Source organism: Tsukamurella conjunctivitidis, from assembly GCF_007858475.1.
GTDB lineage: Bacteria > Actinomycetota > Actinomycetes > Mycobacteriales > Mycobacteriaceae > Tsukamurella > Tsukamurella conjunctivitidis.
Genome location: NZ_VIGX01000265.1, coordinates 1 through 539 on the forward strand (window position 1 = coordinate 1; position 539 = coordinate 539).

The following is a 539-nucleotide window of genomic DNA, read 5'->3' on the forward strand; positions in this document are numbered from 1 at the left end:
CGTGGTGTCGGTCGGAGGGATGGCGAAGAGCACAGCGCCGCCCGTCTTGGTCGTCCGGTGCACCCGCAGCGTGCCGATGCGACGGTCGCTGTATTCGGTGAAGTCGACGCGCGGGTCGGTGAGGACCTGCTGGGCGGCGGTGGTGAGCCGTGGTTCGTCGAAGGCCCACTGCAGACGTCGTGGGGTATCGGTGAAAGCGAGTGCAAGGGTGAGCACTCCGATGAGCGGGATCGGCAGCAGGCGCCATGAGAGGGACTGGCTCCGTCGGAACCAGACGACCAGATAGGACACCCACAGGCCGAACAGGATGAGAGCGGGGAACCACGGCCAGATGGCCGCGGACTCGTCGACCCCGAGCATCGTGCCGCGCAGGCAGAACACGCCGTCGATGAGGACGAGGCCCGTGAGGATCCACCCCGTCGACGCCAGGTCACGACGGCCGGCGAACATTCGCCGAGTTTAAGTCACACGTCGCTGGAGAGGATCGGGTCTCGCGATCACCCGGCAGCGTGTCGCGCGCAGCGCTCTCGGGTCCTGTC

The 539-nt window shown here is 67.3% G+C and carries 1 protein-coding gene; it reads right to left on the minus strand.

Annotated features, from left to right (window positions below; translation table 11 throughout):
* A partial coding sequence (locus FK530_RS25325; protein ID WP_146489523.1) for a hypothetical protein occupies positions 1-450 on the minus strand: 450 nt, incomplete at its 3' end.
* Positions 451-539: the final 89 nt, after the last annotated feature.